This is a genomic window from Priestia sp. 3CA3 (genome assembly GCF_056836725.1).
Genome location: NZ_JBXENJ010000003.1, coordinates 402,061 through 416,704 on the forward strand (window position 1 = coordinate 402,061; position 14,644 = coordinate 416,704).

At 38.1% G+C, this 14,644-nt stretch carries 16 protein-coding genes and 1 other annotated feature; of the genes, 3 read left to right on the forward strand and 13 right to left on the reverse strand.

Going from position 1 to position 14,644, the window contains the following annotated elements:
• The first annotated feature begins 286 nt into the window (after nucleotides 1–286).
• Nucleotides 287–491 (forward strand) — a binding site (T-box leader).
• A gap of 76 nt (nucleotides 492–567) precedes the next feature.
• Nucleotides 568–1,557: a tryptophan--tRNA ligase gene (gene trpS, locus AC1VNJ_RS11380; protein WP_028412367.1), complete on the forward strand. Its 990-nt coding sequence runs from the start codon at nucleotides 568–570 to the stop codon at nucleotides 1,555–1,557.
• Nucleotides 1,558–1,586: 29 nt separating this feature from the next.
• Here the strand turns inward: trpS and AC1VNJ_RS11385 are convergent, their stop codons facing one another.
• The 10 genes from AC1VNJ_RS11385 to AC1VNJ_RS11430 form a co-directional block, all read right to left on the reverse strand.
• Nucleotides 1,587–2,336 carry a YjbA family protein gene (locus AC1VNJ_RS11385; protein ID WP_028412368.1) on the reverse strand — a complete coding sequence of 250 codons (750 nt, stop codon included), beginning with the start codon at nucleotides 2,334–2,336 and terminating at the stop codon, nucleotides 1,587–1,589.
• A gap of 28 nt (nucleotides 2,337–2,364) precedes the next feature.
• Nucleotides 2,365–2,523 (reverse strand): hypothetical protein, encoded by a 159-nt coding sequence (locus AC1VNJ_RS11390; RefSeq protein ID WP_482640809.1) that lies wholly within the window; start codon nucleotides 2,521–2,523, stop codon nucleotides 2,365–2,367.
• 113 nt (nucleotides 2,524–2,636) lie between these two features.
• On the reverse strand, nucleotides 2,637–3,551 hold the full coding sequence (opp4C, locus tag AC1VNJ_RS11395) for an oligopeptide ABC transporter permease (protein WP_482640810.1): 915 nt from the start codon (nucleotides 3,549–3,551) through the stop codon (nucleotides 2,637–2,639).
• Between the two features lie 11 nt (nucleotides 3,552–3,562).
• Complete coding sequence (gene opp4B / locus AC1VNJ_RS11400; protein ID WP_482640811.1) at nucleotides 3,563–4,528, reverse strand: oligopeptide ABC transporter permease; 966 nt, start codon at nucleotides 4,526–4,528, stop codon at nucleotides 3,563–3,565.
• Between the two features lie 22 nt (nucleotides 4,529–4,550).
• Nucleotides 4,551–6,290 (reverse strand): oligopeptide ABC transporter substrate-binding protein, encoded by a 1,740-nt coding sequence (opp4A, locus tag AC1VNJ_RS11405; protein WP_482640812.1) that lies wholly within the window; start codon nucleotides 6,288–6,290, stop codon nucleotides 4,551–4,553.
• Between the two features lie 43 nt (nucleotides 6,291–6,333).
• The gene (locus AC1VNJ_RS11410; protein WP_048021971.1) at nucleotides 6,334–7,317 is read right to left on the reverse strand and encodes an ABC transporter ATP-binding protein; all 984 of its coding nucleotides are present in this window, start codon (nucleotides 7,315–7,317) and stop codon (nucleotides 6,334–6,336) included.
• Nucleotides 7,317–8,339, reverse strand: a complete 1,023-nt coding sequence (locus AC1VNJ_RS11415) for an ABC transporter ATP-binding protein (RefSeq protein ID WP_098113540.1) — start codon at nucleotides 8,337–8,339, stop codon at nucleotides 7,317–7,319. Before AC1VNJ_RS11415 ends, AC1VNJ_RS11410 begins: the two co-directional genes overlap by 1 nt.
• Before the next feature lie 226 nt (nucleotides 8,340–8,565).
• The gene (locus AC1VNJ_RS11420) at nucleotides 8,566–9,339 is read right to left on the reverse strand and encodes a DUF2268 domain-containing putative Zn-dependent protease (protein ID WP_016763040.1); all 774 of its coding nucleotides are present in this window, start codon (nucleotides 9,337–9,339) and stop codon (nucleotides 8,566–8,568) included.
• Nucleotides 9,340–9,445: 106 nt separating this feature from the next.
• Nucleotides 9,446–10,687, reverse strand: coding sequence for a beta-ketoacyl-ACP synthase II (gene fabF, locus AC1VNJ_RS11425; RefSeq protein ID WP_013055405.1), 1,242 nt, complete (start codon nucleotides 10,685–10,687; stop codon nucleotides 9,446–9,448).
• 39 nt (nucleotides 10,688–10,726) lie between these two features.
• The gene (locus AC1VNJ_RS11430) at nucleotides 10,727–11,665 is read right to left on the reverse strand and encodes a beta-ketoacyl-ACP synthase III (protein ID WP_482640813.1); all 939 of its coding nucleotides are present in this window, start codon (nucleotides 11,663–11,665) and stop codon (nucleotides 10,727–10,729) included.
• Nucleotides 11,666–11,922: 257 nt separating this feature from the next.
• Between AC1VNJ_RS11430 and AC1VNJ_RS11435 the strand changes: the two genes are divergently transcribed.
• The gene (locus tag AC1VNJ_RS11435) at nucleotides 11,923–12,123 is read left to right on the forward strand and encodes a hypothetical protein (RefSeq protein ID WP_028412375.1); all 201 of its coding nucleotides are present in this window, start codon (nucleotides 11,923–11,925) and stop codon (nucleotides 12,121–12,123) included.
• Between the two features lie 28 nt (nucleotides 12,124–12,151).
• Here AC1VNJ_RS11435 and AC1VNJ_RS11440 read toward each other — a convergent pair whose 3' ends face one another.
• From AC1VNJ_RS11440 to AC1VNJ_RS11450, 3 genes are all read right to left on the reverse strand, one after another.
• Nucleotides 12,152–12,346, reverse strand: coding sequence for a ComZ family protein (locus AC1VNJ_RS11440; RefSeq protein WP_013081746.1), 195 nt, complete (start codon nucleotides 12,344–12,346; stop codon nucleotides 12,152–12,154).
• A 76-nt stretch (nucleotides 12,347–12,422) separates the two neighbouring features.
• A complete protein-coding gene (locus AC1VNJ_RS11445) occupies nucleotides 12,423–13,307 on the reverse strand; it encodes an NAD-dependent epimerase/dehydratase family protein (RefSeq protein WP_033578042.1) in 885 nt (294 codons plus the stop codon).
• Between the two features lie 181 nt (nucleotides 13,308–13,488).
• Complete coding sequence (locus AC1VNJ_RS11450; protein WP_013055401.1) at nucleotides 13,489–14,229, reverse strand: hypothetical protein; 741 nt, start codon at nucleotides 14,227–14,229, stop codon at nucleotides 13,489–13,491.
• Nucleotides 14,230–14,438: 209 nt separating this feature from the next.
• Between AC1VNJ_RS11450 and AC1VNJ_RS11455 the strand changes: the two genes are divergently transcribed.
• Entirely contained in the window at nucleotides 14,439–14,627 is a 189-nt protein-coding gene (locus AC1VNJ_RS11455; RefSeq protein WP_028412377.1) for a YjzD family protein, read from the forward strand.
• Nucleotides 14,628–14,644 lie beyond the last annotated feature (17 nt).

Sequence of the window (14,644 nt, forward strand, 5' to 3'; positions counted from 1 at the left end):
CATGAGGGAAAAAACCTTATCTTATAAGGATTGTGCCTACTTGTCAGACGTCTAAAATCTTTTTTGTAGTATAGGTATTACAATAGTATTACAAAGGCATTAGAAATACTAAATAAAAGATTTTTACCAAATCCTCCACCAAATTTTCATCAAGAAATGCTTTAATTAAAAGGTTCTTGTCTTTTTTTGCCGAAGAAAAATTCCAGTAAATTGTCTTATAAAACTTTTTAGCGATAAGATGTTTAAATTCCTGCTTTTTCGCGTTATAATAACGAATAACTATATAATTAAAGCTGTGAAAAAGAGTAGTATGCAGAATTTTCATTTTTAGAGAGTTTGTGGCTGGTGAGAACAAACATTGAAACCTGCAGAATGGACTTTGGAGCTTTCAAGTGCAAAGCTTGAACGTTGATCTCAACGTTACATGAATAAAGATAGTTCACAATAATGTGTGCTAATTAGGGTGGCAACGCGGTCCATTCGCCCCTAGCTTATGCTAGGAGCGGATGGGCCTTTTTATGTTGTATACGTAAACTAGCATCATATATGTGCAGATGAAAGGAAGATTTGATGAAAACAATTTTTTCAGGTATTCAACCAAGCGGTACAATCACTTTAGGTAACTACATTGGAGCGATGAAGCAATTTGTTGAACTTCAACATGACTATAACTGTCATTTTTGTATTGTAGATCAGCATGCAATTACAGCGCCTCAAGACCGTTTAGCACTTCGTAAAAACATTCGCAGCCTTGCTGCTCTGTATGTAGCAGTAGGAATTGATCCAGCAAAATCAACTTTATTTATTCAATCAGAAGTGCCCGCCCACACGGAAGCAGGATGGATGTTACAGTGCGTAGCGTATATCGGTGAACTTGAGCGTATGACTCAGTTTAAAGATAAGTCCGCTGGAAAAGAAGCAGTATCAGCAGGATTATTAACTTATCCTCCACTAATGGCAGCTGATATTCTTTTATACAACACCGATTTGGTTCCAGTTGGTGAAGATCAAAAGCAGCATTTAGAATTAACGCGTGACTTAGCTGAGCGCTTTAACAAAAAATACAATGATATCTTCACTATTCCTGAAGTACGTATTCCAAAAGTGGGCGCACGCGTCATGTCTCTTCAAGATCCTACGAAAAAAATGAGCAAGTCCGATCCAAACCAAAAAGCTTTTATTACGCTCTTGGATGACGCTAAAACGATTGAAAAGAAAATCAAAAGTGCCGTAACGGATTCAGAAGGTATTGTTCGCTACGATAAAGAAAATAAGCCAGGTATTTCAAACTTATTAAGCATTTATTCAATCCTAGCAAATAAATCAATCGAAGACATTGAAGCAATGTACGAAGGCAAAGGTTATGGTGACTTTAAAGCTGACACAGCTAAAGTAGTAGCTGAAGCACTTGCTCCAATTCAAGAAAGATATTATGAATTAGTTGATTCTAGCGAGTTAGATGATATTTTAGATCAAGGTGCCGATAAAGCAAATGCAACGGCTAATAAAATGCTTCGCAAAATGCGAAACGCAATGGGAATTGGCCGTAAACGTTAAAAAAAAACGACTGCTATGCAGTCGTTTTTTTAATTCACTTTTGGCTCTTGTTCAATTTCCCAAAGTTTTTCAAAGAAAGGTTGTCCTTTTACTAAGCGCTCGCATAATAATTTATGTTTCGGTGACCACCCTGACTTCGTTTCATCGTATAGCTGATTCCATACGTCTTGAAACGGCATCTCTTGAATGTCTTCGTATTTCGTTGGATTCCACTCTGTGTACCAGTAGCGGATTTGAGCTGTATTTTTTGTTGTATGTAGCTGATCAAGTGCCATAAATAACAGCTGTTTTAGCTGACGTTCTTTACGTGTTAGCCCTCTCATCGTTTCAGGAGACGGCGAAAGAATATGATGCTCTTTTTTAGTTAGCTCGTCTTCACTGAACTTATATTCTAGCTCTTCTTGATCCGCAATCATCTCATAAACTAACTGTTCTTGTCTTGGAATTAAGCGGCTTTTTCGAATTGGGATATGATAGCCCATCGTATCAATTGCTAAAATATTCGTTCCATCTGTAACAATAAAACAATATTCAACCTGCGTGCGCTCATGATTTTTCCGAATGTATGCTTTCTGATAGACATCTTGTAGTAGTTGTTGAGGTAGCTCGGAAAGATCATTTTCAATGTAATGAAATAAAAGCGGATTTACTTTTAATAACGGTGCTTGATCGAGCAGTTCTACACAATCGTCTTTTCTCCACTCATGGAAATGACACACATTATAACCGTTTTCTTCGCCTTCAAACCAATTAACCCATACATCATGAAGATATAGCATAATTTACCCCTCACTTACTATCTGTTTGTTATCCATCAGTATAGGCAGAGAAAGGAATTTTTATTCCAAATGATGTTATTTTTCTAAAAATTAATTGTAAAATACCTTCGTTTTTGGCTATTATGCAAATGCACTTATTTCGAAGCTCAGACATAACGCCAGTGCTAATGATTGCTAAAGGCTTCATGAACTATATCCACCCCTATAAGCAGAAAAAATCCGAGTTTCTTCTATAGTAATAGGTTTGTCAGGAGGTCTGACAAACCTAAAAAAAATCTATCACACTTTTGTGATAGATTTTTAACGAAGAGATTTTGGATTTAAAGCATCTTTTAATCCTTCACCAATGAAGTTGATAGCCAGGATCGTAAATGTAATAGCTAAACCTGGCGGAACCCACATCCAAGGCTTATTCTGCAGCACATCTGATTCCCTTGCTTCTGTCAGCATATTCCCCCAGCTCGGCGTATCAGCCGGCACGCCAAAACCGATAAAGCTAATCGCTGACTCAAACACGATAAGGATGGCCATCTGCAAACTGGCTTGAACCACAATCGTTGAAAACACATTTGGCAGCAAATGTTTGAAGATGATTTTAAACGGGCTGCACCCAATGGAGACAGCTGAAAGTACATATTCATTTTCTTTTTCAGCCAAGACTTTACTTCGGACTAGCCGTGCCGTACTTCCCCAGCTTAAAAAACTAACAACTAGAATTAACGTCCAAACCCCTGAGATTTTTCCAATTAGGATTGTATTTAACACCACAACGAAAACAATGAGAGGGAAGTTTAAGACAAAGTCTGTAAAACGCATTAAGAATTGATCCACTTTTCCTCCGTAATAACCGGCAACTGAACCAATAAGAGTACCGATTAAAATAACAAGTGTTGTACAAGCAATTCCAATCAGTAACGAAGTTCTTCCTCCATAAAGCGTACGCGCAAATACGTCTCGCCCATTTGTATCCGTTCCAAACCAATGCTCACTTGAAGGCGCTGCATTCATCGCCATATAGTCGATACGTGTAATATCTGCTTTTGTAAACAGCGGTGCAAAAATGGCAAGAAGCGTAATCACAACCATGAAAGCTAAACTGATCATAGCTAGTTTATTTTTTACAAACTTCTTTCGCGCAATCGCCCATGGAGAAAGATTTTTAGGAGCTTTCATATTCACTTCTGGCTGTACATCTTTTTTCGTTACAATTTCCATTCTTTCTCCTCCTAATCCAAACGAATACGCGGATCTGCTACGCCGTATAACACATCTGCAAGTAAATTTCCAAGTAGTGTAAGTACTGAAAATAGCATCGTTAGTGACATCATCACAGAATAATCCCTAGTAGACACAGATTCTACAAATAACATGCCAATACCTGGGTATGTAAAAATCGTTTCTGTAATAATAGCGCCTCCAATTACCGTTACAAGGTCAAACCCTAAAAATGTAATAAGTGGAATCATTGAGTTACGTAAGATATGAACATTATAAATTTTAGATTCTTTTGTTCCTTTGGCTCGAGCCGTGCGCACAAAATCTTTGCGGCTGTTTTCAATAATATCATTGCGTAAAAACTGCGTATATTGAGCAGTTGACATCAGCCCTAGTATTAAAGCTGGAAGAATCACATGATGTATTCTGCTTTGTATATATGCCCACGTTCCTTTTTCCAATCCAACTTCGACTGAACCGCTAAATGGAAACCAATCTAGCTGAAAAGAAAAGAAATAAATCCCGACAATTCCAGCAATGAACGATGGAACTGCTAATGCAAAATAGTTATACCCTGCAATTAAATTATCTCCTAAGGTATACGGTTTTTTACCTGCATACATCCCCAGTATAAAAGCAAATATATACGTAATAAACAACGAAGTTAGTGCTAAAAATATAGTATTAGGCATACGTTCTTTTATAATTTCAAGTGTCGGCAACTTATGTGTTGTTGATTTTCCAAGATCTCCTTGAAGCACCCCTTTGATCCAATTCCAATACTGTACATAAATAGGATCATTATATCCAAGCTTATCGCGCATCTCTTCGATATATTTTGGATCTGTTTTACTTGGGTCAATCATGCCCCCAAAAGGGTCCCCTGGCATCATTTTTGCCAGGGAAAAAACGACAAAGGAGATTAGAATCAACATAGGAATCATTCCTAAAATACGTCTTAATGAGTATTGTAGCATCGTTGATTCTCCTTCTTTTACATTATTCTGTCACAGACCACTTATGTGAATCTAGAATGATTGTGTCTGGATCCATCGTTACATTTTTCAGACGTTTATTAACGGCATAAATGTTAACATTTTCCCATAAAGGAAGTGCTGGAAGCTCTTCGTTAAATAACTTCTGCCACTTCACAGATACATCTTTACGATATTTATCATCAAATGCTTTTTCACTTAACGAGTCTTTAATCAGCTGGTCAGATTCTTTGTTAATCCAGCGACCATGGTTCCACTCTGCATTTGATCCCCATGTAATACTTGGGTCTGGATCATACCCTGTGCCCCATGATCCAAAGAATGCATCTAACGATTTGTCATCGTTTTCTTTCATTTCATTGTATAAGTTAAATTCAATCAATGAACCCGACGCTAATTCCGTTTTTACACCAATATCATTCCATGCTTGAATAATAGCTTTTGCACGTCCCTCAAAGTTTGCTGGGCCAGCGTAATGTCCAAACGAAATCTTATATGGCTTACCGTCTGGATCTTCAACAAATCCATCTCCATTTACATCTTTATAACCTGCTTCTGCTAATAGTTTTTTAGCTTTTTCTGGGTTATATTTATACTGGTTTAAGTCCTTTTGATCTGCCGCTAACCAGAAAACAGATGGAATAACCGTATTTGACACCGTAGCTTTATCATTCATGAATGCTTTAATCATTGCTGGTCGATTTAAGGCATACATGAGCGCTTGACGCACTTTTTTATCTTTGAACTTATCATAATCATCTACGCTAATACCTTTTTCTTTATCTCTATGACCAAAACGAAGACCTATATAAGAATAAATAGATGCTTTTCCTTCAAGAAGATCAATGTTATCTAATTTGTTGATTTGTCCTAAATCTGCTGGGCGTACACTTAATACATCAATTTCATTTTTCTTTAAGGCTCCGGCAGCAACAGATGGATCAATAACTTTCACGATAACTTTATCTAAGTGAGGCTTTCCTTGCCAATAGTCATCATTACGCTCTAATTCCACGTACTCTCCAGGTACTACTTTTTTCACTTTAAAAGGACCTACACCAATTGGCTCTTGACGAACTTTTTTCGACTCTTGAAGGTCCTTCACAGCAATACCTTCATAATATTTCTTTGGCATTGGATATGCCCACAACGTGTCTAGATTATTTACTCGAACGTCTTTAAACGTTACTTTAAACGTATGAGGATCAACAACTTCTACTCCAGAGATAGAGTCTGCTTTGCCATCGTGGTATTCTTGAGCACCTTTAATAATTTCTACGTTGGCATAACGCGGCCCTGTGTAATCTTTATTTGCTATTGTCTCGTACGTATACTTAAAGTCATCGGCTGTTAGCTCATCACCGTTATGCCATTTAACACCTTCTTTTAATTTAAAGGTATACGTTAATTTATCGTCACTAATTTTCCAAGTCGCTAAGTTCGGCTGAATTTTTATGTCTTTATTGTAATCATAAAGGCCTTCATTAATGAACTGCAGAACGTTAGCGTCGTATTCACCTTGATAAAAACTAAAATCAAATACTCCTTCCGGCGCTCCATCAATCCCATACGTAATCGTTCCGCCATCTTTTGGCTTGTCTGTTTTTGCACCTTCAGTTTTTGCTTCTCCGCCTTCTTTATTACTAGAAGATGAAGAACTGCTTCCACCGCTGCATGCCGCTAGAAAAAGCGATAGCACAAGCAAAATGGAAACAAGTGATAAAAACGATTTCTTTTTCATCATGACGTTCCCCCTATTTAACTAATAATCTGTTCGTATGTAGCTTTTACGAGTTATATAAATGGCAAGCTACTTGATGGCCAGGTCTCACCTCCTTTAAGGCAGGTTTCGTTTGGCTGCACTCTGCCATGGCATGTATACAGCGAGGATGAAACGCACAGCCTTTTGGCGGATCAATTGGACTTGGCACATCTCCCTGTAAAATAATACGCTGTTTTTTCTTTCGTGGATCTGGTTCAGGTATAGCCGATACAAGCGCTTGCGTATAAGGGTGCAATGGCTCTGCGTATAGGCTTTTCTTATCAGCAATTTCCACTAAACCGCCTAGGTACATAACACCGATACGGTCACTCATATGTTTAACAACACTCAAATCATGGGCAATAAATAAAAAGGTTAGGTCGAATTCTTGTTGAAGTTCTTTAAGAAGGTTTAAAACTTGTGATTGGACAGAAACGTCAAGTGCCGACACCGGTTCATCAGCAATAATAAGTTTTGGACGAAGTGCAAGTGCACGTGCAATTCCAATCCGCTGACGCTGTCCACCGGAAAATTCGTGAGGATATTTATAGTATGCATCTTCCGGTAATCCTACTTTTGTAAGTAGATTCATAACTTCTGATTTTAATTGATTGGTTGATTTTCCTGTAAAATTCCGAATTGGTTCAGAAATAACATCTCCAACCATTTGCATTGGATTGAGGGAAGCATAGGGATCTTGAAAAACCATTTGGAAATCTTGTCTGATTTTACGAAGAGAAGTTCCTTTTACTTCTGTGATATCTTTACCATCGAAAATAATTTTTCCGCTAGTTGGTTCCAGCAGTCTTAGAATCGTCCTTCCTGCCGTGGATTTTCCACAGCCAGATTCTCCTACCAGACCGAGCGTTTCTCCTTTTCGAATCGCAAAAGAAATACCGTCAACTGCTTTTACATCACCAATTTTCTTTCGGAAAAATCCCCCGTGAATAGGATAATAGGTTTTTAAATGCTGAACTTCTAGCAATACATCTTTCACCGCTTTAGTCATTAGCTTGTCTTCACTCCTTTTGACGGATAGCTGTTTTCATACAGCAGACATGCGACGTCATGCCCCTGTGAATCCTGGCGAAGAACAGGCGTAACGGAACTACAGTCTTCCATTGCATGAGGACATCGGTTAACGAAACGACAGCCTGTCCGCGGCATGTTTACAAGAGAAGGCACAATTCCTTTGATTGTATTTAATACTTCTACATCATCTTCCATGCGTGGAATTGAGTGAAGAAGCGCTTTCGTGTACGGATGTTTTGGGGCATAAAATAACGTATCAACATCTGTATGCTCAACAATTTTCCCGCCATACATGACAATCACTTCATCACACATCTCAGCAACGACTCCTAAATCATGAGTAATCATAATAATAGACATATCATTGCTTTCTTGAATTTCTTTTAACAATTCTAAAATTTGAGCTTGAACCGTAACATCCAGGGCGGTTGTCGGCTCATCCGCAATTAAAAGTTTAGGCTGACAAGCTACCGCCATGGCAATCATGACGCGCTGCCTCATTCCTCCCGACAGCTGATGCGGATATTCATCGATGAGCTTTTCGGATCTCGAAATACCAACGCTTTTTAAAAGCGCAATGCTTTTTTCACGCGCTTCCGCTTTCGATATATTCATATGGTTAAACAATACTTCCTGCAGCTGATACCCAATGGTTAAAACAGGATTGAGAGATGTCATCGGTTCTTGGAAAATCATTGAGATGTCTTTTCCTCGAACATCATTCATCTCATCTTCTGATAAGTGCGTAAGATTCTTTCCGTTAAATACAACGCTTCCGCTTCTAATTTGACTATTTACTTTAGGTAATAGCCCAATAACGGATAAAGACAATACGCTTTTTCCACAGCCAGATTCTCCTACAACTCCTACAATTCGCTTTCGTCCGACTTGAAACGACACGTCGTCCACAGCATTATGCCAGGAATCATTAATGGAAAAAGCAGTTTGTAAATTTTTTACTTCTAGTAAAGGTGTTGATTCGACGGGCTTTTTATCCATTTATAGTGCACACCTCATTTTTCTAAAAATTGTTATATTTGAATAAGATATTATTACAATTTCATTACAAAATCAATATATTTTGAAAATTAATTATATTTTTTATTTTTAAAATAATGATTTTTGAATATCTCTTCAGCACTTTAACGCATAAATCTCCTAATTTTTTGTTGAAAACAGGATAAAATTTACTATTTTTTGTTTTAGGTATATAGAACTTATTTTTTTACAGTTGGAACGCAGATTTTTTTAAGATAGTATTGGTACTAAGAGGAAGCAGCTGGGTAGTAGTTAAAGTGTGAGGCTTCATACATGAAGTAACAAGATGATAACCGATATTGTAGCCCATCATTTCTGGATACCAATTTTGGCCGAATAACAGTTGATCATATTTTTTTTCGTCAGCGCGCAGATTGTAATAAGGTTTAACATGCTTTTCCCACATTTTTTTAGCTTCTTCAATGGTATAATAATTTGTCCAAGGAGCTAAATATTTTTTACCACAATATTCCTCTACAGCTCTTTCAGCTAACCCTTCCATCATCATAGCGTCTAACAAAGTAATCGTTTCATCAGATTTGTTAATGGCTTTTAGCCTGCAAACGTGATGATATTCATGGGTAAGCACCGCTAACATTTCTTCATCGGATGTATGACTTGTCATAAACACAAATAATTTATCGGTAAAAGCGACACCTGCTCTTCCGTTAAATTCACGCTGCATTTTTCGATTTCGAGGATTGCTTGGAAGCACTAGCACCGCTACATCCGGCCCATTCCATGCTTTTTTAAGCTTTTCATAATGTGCTTTTACTTTCTTCCAAACCTGCCTTTTCTTCATTTCTTCTAATTCTTTTATAAACATTAAAGAAGGCGGACACATTCCATAGTTAAAAAGTAATTCCATATATTCTTTTTCTTTTAATTTCTTAAAATAGCGCGCAAGATAACGGCTTATTTCTTTCGGCTCCGTCCAAGTAGAAGTTGAAACAATCGGCATGTTTTCCCCTCTCTTTCTTCATCCTTTTGCTTCATGATATGTTCACAGCTACTTTTTTGGTTATTAAAAATAAAAAAAATTCTAGGCGTCAGCCTAGAATTTTTCATTATGCTTCGTATTTTTTAAAGATGATCGTTGCATTGTGACCGCCAAATCCAAGTGAGTTGCTTAGCACCGCTTTTACTTCTTGCTTACGCGCTTTGTTTGGAATGTAGTCTAAATCGCACTCTTCATCGGGTGTTTGATAGTTAATTGTTGGAGGAAGAATACCGTCTTGAATTGCTTTCACACTAAAAATAGCTTCTACTCCACCAGCAGCTCCTAGCAAGTGGCCAGTCATTGACTTTGTTGAACTAATTGCTACTTTTTGAGCGTGGTCACCAAATACTTCTTTAATAGCCATCGTTTCAAATTTATCGTTGTACCCTGTACTTGTACCGTGAGCATTGATGTAATCAATATCACTTGGCTGTAGACCTGCATCTTCAATCGCATGACGCATTGCACGAACGCCCCCTTCTCCTCCTGGAGCTGGCGCTGTGATATGATGAGCATCTCCTGTTGAACCATAACCCACAATTTCAGCATAAATACGTGCGCCGCGCGCTAGTGCATGTTCAAGCTCTTCAAGCACAATAACCCCCGCACCTTCTCCCATAACGAAGCCGTCGCGGTCTTTATCAAACGGACGAGATGCTGTTGCAGGATCTGGATTTGTAGAAAGTGCTTTATTCGCACAGAAACCAGCAATAGATAAACGCGTGATTGGTGCTTCCGTACCGCCCGTCACCATCACGTCTGCATCTCCGCGTTGAATGACTTTAAAAGCATCACCAATAGAATTTGTACCCGTTGCACATGCCGTTACCGTACAAGAGTTCACGCCTTTCGCCCCTAAAGCAATAGAAACTTGTCCTGTTGCCATATCAGGAATCATCATCGGAATAAAGAATGGACTTACACGGCGGGCACCTTTTTCTAATAACGTTGAATATTGATTTTCAAACGTTTCCATACCGCCAATTCCAGAACCAATCCAAACGCCGACGTTTGGAGCAATTTCTTCTGTAATAGTCAAATCAGCATCTTTAACAGCAGCCAGTGCAGCTACCATTGCATATTGAGTAAAGCGGTCCATCTTACGAGCCTCTTTGCGATCAATAAAATCTTCCACGTTAAAATCTTTTACTTCAGCCGCTACTTTAGCCGGGAATTCATCTGCATCTAGTCTTGTTAAAGGACCAACCCCAGATACGCCTGCTACTGCGTTTTTCCAAGCTGTTTCTACGTCGTTTCCAATTGGTGTAAGCCCACCAAGTCCTGTTACAACTACACGTTTTTTATTCATCGTACATTCATCTCCTTCAGTTGCTTTAAAAATGTAGTGTTATTTTCCCCATCTAATGGCAATAGCTCCCCATGTTAAGCCGCCTCCGAAGCCAACCATTACAATTAAATCATCATCTTGAATTTTCCCTGCTTCAAGCTCATGAACAATTGAAATTGGAATCGATGCTGCTGATGTATTGCCGTAGTATTGGATTGTTTTAGACATTTTTTCTTCAGGCAAGTCTAATCGCTGTCTTGCAGCTTCCATAATACGAATATTCGCTTGATGAGGTACAAGAAAATCAACATCCTCTTTTGTTAAACCTGCTTTTTCAATTACATTAACAGCAGATTCCCCCATTTGTCGAACAGCAAACTTAAATACTTCGCGTCCGTTCATGACAATATGATCAAGCTCGTTTTGATACAAGTGCTTGCCTCCCGTACCGTCGGATCCTAGTTCAAAGGATAAAATACCTCGTCCTTCTGACACAGGTCCCATTACAACTGCACCTGCTCCGTCTCCGAATAAAACAGCCGTGTTACGGTCGTCCCAATCTGTAATCTTAGAAAGCTTTTCTACACCGACCACTAATATATGCTTGTAAGCATTAGTTTCAATAAATTGCTTAGCTGTAATCATGCCGTACATAAATCCTGCACATGCTGCACTCACATCGTAAGAAGCTGCTTTTTTTGCTCCCAATTTTTCTTGCAGCATACATGATACTGTAGGAAACGGTTGATCTGGCGTTACCGTAGCAACAATGATCATGTCAATGTCTTCTGCTTCAACGTTAGCATTATGTAAAGCTTCCACTGCTGCTTTATAAGCTAAATCAGATGTATCCTCGTTATCGTCTGCAATTCGGCGCTCTTGAATACCTGTGCGCGTACGAATCCATTCATCTGATGTATCCATTACTTTTTCAAGATCTAAATTTGTTACAACTTTCTCTGGTACATAACGTCCAATTCCTAGAACACCAGCGTTCATATCAACCTCTCCTTTAAATAAAAGGCTTATATTCCTATAAAACCTATATCCGTCATTTCATTTATCGATTATATAATCAATTATTATGAGTTGGTACTAATTTTACTTCATTTTTTATTTTTTGTCTATATAGGTGTTCGTCCTACTCAGGTACCTATCATGCTACATATAGTAATCATACGGGGCCCTCTTACTCTAAGTATGGGACATTAAGTAAGAACTTACCCTCCATTAAAATAGTGAAAGGAATGAGTCGTATGGCAAGAAGACAAAGAAATGAAGCTTTTTCTGATTTTATGTTTGGAGCTGGGCGCAGAAAATCAAGAGAAGAAAGAGAGCGAGAGGAGTGGGAAAGATTATTCAAACAAATCGATGAAATTGTACTCGCCGTCGAAGAACTAGCTCCTCTTCTTAAACAGTTTGCCCCTTTAGTCGATTTATTTTACAAACAAAAATAACAGCTCGGATTCTACCGAGCTGTTTTCTTTAGTTGTTTTCATTTTCAGCTAATGCATCTTGCTTGCCAAGCTCATAGGCGTCGTTCATTACTTTTGTCAGTAATGTCAATACCGGCTGTACGTGTTCCATTGATAACTCAACGCCTGTTTCATCTAAAATCTGCTTTGCTTCTGGCAAGTACTTCATTGCAATTTGCATGAATTGCATATTTTGCTCTTCCATAGTGAAATCTCCTTTATTAAAAACATTTATTCCTCCTTATATTAGCGAATCTATTCTATAAGTACAACTTTCTCCTTTAATGAAGAGGTAAAAAGAATGTTCTCATATGTTTTTTTTGCAGGTAAATGCCTTCTTTAGCCGTTACTTTGGAAGAAAAATGTAGCAGTTCTTTCGCTTTCCTGCTGATTTCATATTTTTCTTGAGCCGCTTCTTCCTTCACCTCCATATGAGTAATGTTTGCTCCAGCGCTCCAAGGCTGTAATTTTTCTTCAACTAAATGAACCACTTCATATGAATATGCACCAGTTTTACAGCGTCTGAGTGCACTGACGGCGTCTTCAATATAAATAATAAAATCCGTGCCTTCCATAATGGTAAAAGCTTCCTCGTACCCGGCAATATTTTTAGAATAGCACATTGACAAAGGCTGCCAAGGTCCGTAAAGAGTGGGCGTTCTGACAATCATAATGGGCCATCCATCATCTTTATATTTTTCTATCATTCGCTCAAAATGAACGTATAGCCTTCCTTCACTACTGTCCGGTTCTGGAATCGTTGTTTCTTCAATCTTTCGCTGCTGGTCTCCAAATACGCGCATGGTAGAAACAAACACAAATCGAATGTTGAATTGACGGCATTTATTAAGTGCTTGAATGAGTACTTGCTGCGCTTTTTGCATTTCTTGTCTTAAAAAATCAGGATGATAAAAATCTCCTCCATCGAAATACGTGAAGTAGACAATATCCGTTTCTGAGGTAATCATATCTAATGAATCGCCTACTTCAGTCGATACATAATTAGCGTTTCGCCCTAAGAAAAATTTCATCTCTTCCTGCAAATCATCTTCTTCTTTATGAGCAGAATGTGTATATCCTTTTACTTCTGTACCTTCGTCTAAAAAAGTCATACATAAATGAAAACCAATAAAGCGGTTTGCCCCTATTACTACTACATTTCCCATATCGCTTCCTCCAATTCTTCATTCATCATTTATTAAACAAAAGCTTAAAGCCCTATAGTTATAGAGAGTACTCATTCCTTATTTCAAAGTAGTTCATCCGTAAAAACATCATGAACTCTCTTTTTCCTTTTATCTCTTATACAAAAAGCCCCTATGATATGTATAATCATAGAAGCTTTGCTTATAACACTTTTTCATGCTGTTTATAAAATTGGAGAAGGGACCGTTCAAATAAATAGTTTTTTTCAGGCAAATAAAGTGAAAGCATAATCGGAGAGTGAAGTTCTTCACGATGTAGTTCATATTTTTTACTGTGTGCAATTGGATAATGAGTAGAGGCATTAGGCGCGGTCCATATCTTCACGGGCAGCGTTGATTTTAATTCCGTAACGGAAGGGTACTCCTTAATTAGCTTTGATACTTGCTTCCGCTCCACTTTGTAAGCTTGAGTCAAGTCCTTCGTGAATTGTTTATAAAAGAATTTATTGTTTTTTTCATGTTCTGCATGCGTATGAAGATCAATACACGGATTTAGTAAACCAGCTGATCGAATGAACGTATTCCCGTCATTTTCCATTAGCTGCAGCGCTAACAGAGCCCCCATTCCTTCAGCTAAAATATGAATTCGTTTATTTAAAATTTCTTGTTTCATTACTAAATGATAAAGTTGTTTTGCAAGGTGATATGCTTCAGGAGACCCCCAATGCCGGCCATATAAATTGGAATAAAATACTGTGTATCCTTCATCTTGTAAACATTGCAACAGCTGTGACCTTCCGCCGTGCTGAATCCATAAGCTAGTTGAACTTTCAACAAAATGATCTTTATCACCCAATACTAACACACCGAAACCATTCGGTCGTTCAGGGACATGTACGACATTCCATTGCGTATCTAAGCTAAAAAAGCGTCGATGTATCATAGCTCTTCCTCCGTAACTTACTAGTTGTTCCATACAGTGTATGATAGAACCATAAAAAAGCGCACTAGAATAATGCCTATTTCTGACTTATTGCTCTTTTGTTTCTGCATGGGAGCACGCCCCTTATTTATTCATAAAAAATTCAATTTCTTATTTGACTGCTATATGCTAAAATGAAATCAAACTGTACTGTAAACGAGGTGAATAGAATGCGTGTCGTAATGGCTTTTGTTTGGGGCTTTTTACTAATGAATATGGCAGTGTACGTAATCTCTGCAATGACGGGCGGTACTTACAGTTTCGCAACCGCTTCCATCCTTGGAGTAGTTTTCACGCTAGTTGTAATTTTGATTGGAGAACTGGGTGTACCGAATAAACCAGCAAATAATCAACACTAAAAAGTGTTGGCTGTAAA

Coding starts and splice junctions, on each gene's coding strand:
- opp4A (WP_482640812.1), bottom strand. CDS start 6,290: ATGATGAAAAAGAAATCGTTTTTATCACTTGTTTCCATTTTGCTTGTG.
- AC1VNJ_RS11450 (WP_013055401.1), bottom strand. CDS start 14,229: ATGATACATCGACGCTTTTTTAGCTTAGATACGCAATGGAATGTCGTA.
- AC1VNJ_RS11415 (WP_098113540.1), bottom strand. CDS start 8,339: ATGGATAAAAAGCCCGTCGAATCAACACCTTTACTAGAAGTAAAAAAT.
- fabF (WP_013055405.1), bottom strand. CDS start 10,687: ATGAATAAAAAACGTGTAGTTGTAACAGGACTTGGTGGGCTTACACCA.
- AC1VNJ_RS11455 (WP_028412377.1), top strand. CDS start 14,439: ATGCGTGTCGTAATGGCTTTTGTTTGGGGCTTTTTACTAATGAATATG.
- AC1VNJ_RS11435 (WP_028412375.1), top strand. CDS start 11,923: ATGGCAAGAAGACAAAGAAATGAAGCTTTTTCTGATTTTATGTTTGGA.
- AC1VNJ_RS11410 (WP_048021971.1), bottom strand. CDS start 7,317: ATGACTAAAGCGGTGAAAGATGTATTGCTAGAAGTTCAGCATTTAAAA.
- AC1VNJ_RS11440 (WP_013081746.1), bottom strand. CDS start 12,346: ATGGAAGAGCAAAATATGCAATTCATGCAAATTGCAATGAAGTACTTG.
- opp4B (WP_482640811.1), bottom strand. CDS start 4,528: ATGCTACAATACTCATTAAGACGTATTTTAGGAATGATTCCTATGTTG.
- AC1VNJ_RS11385 (WP_028412368.1), bottom strand. CDS start 2,336: ATGCTATATCTTCATGATGTATGGGTTAATTGGTTTGAAGGCGAAGAA.
- opp4C (WP_482640810.1), bottom strand. CDS start 3,551: ATGGAAATTGTAACGAAAAAAGATGTACAGCCAGAAGTGAATATGAAA.
- AC1VNJ_RS11445 (WP_033578042.1), bottom strand. CDS start 13,307: ATGGGAAATGTAGTAGTAATAGGGGCAAACCGCTTTATTGGTTTTCAT.
- AC1VNJ_RS11430 (WP_482640813.1), bottom strand. CDS start 11,665: ATGAACGCTGGTGTTCTAGGAATTGGACGTTATGTACCAGAGAAAGTT.
- AC1VNJ_RS11390 (WP_482640809.1), bottom strand. CDS start 2,523: ATGAAGCCTTTAGCAATCATTAGCACTGGCGTTATGTCTGAGCTTCGA.
- AC1VNJ_RS11420 (WP_016763040.1), bottom strand. CDS start 9,339: ATGCCGATTGTTTCAACTTCTACTTGGACGGAGCCGAAAGAAATAAGC.